At 61.7% G+C, this 264-nt stretch carries 1 protein-coding gene; it reads right to left on the bottom strand.

Annotation, left to right across the window (positions count from 1 at the left end; all coding sequences use genetic code 11):
* Positions 1 to 52: 52 nt before the first annotated feature.
* Positions 53 to 264, bottom strand: a 212-nt coding sequence (locus JI666_RS22170; RefSeq protein WP_206895065.1) for a hypothetical protein, incomplete at its 5' end; no start/stop codon positions are given.

Below are 264 nucleotides of genomic sequence, written 5' to 3'. Positions count from 1 at the left end.
ACACCGATGGCGGGGACGTGCGAACATCCCACTCCTGCGACGATGCGGGCCATTACTTGTCCTCCCATTCCGATTTGTAGCGATTCCCCTCGGGCGAGCGGCCCCCGGCGAGCATCATCTCGCGGTAAGCTTCGACGCCCATGCCGGTCATCAGGCCGGCGAGGTTCTGAAAGTTGATGCCGTCATTGGCGGCAAGTTTCGAGGTGTAGTAGATGTTGCCACCCAGCTCGAGCAGACGGTTCCAGTCGCGCTTGAGCACGGCGT

This window comes from Bacillus sp. NTK071, from assembly GCF_017303315.1.
Lineage (GTDB): Bacteria > Bacillota > Bacilli > Bacillales > Guptibacillaceae > Guptibacillus.
The sequence above is the reverse complement of the archived record's forward strand: the minus strand, read 5'-3'. Positions and strand labels throughout refer to the sequence as shown.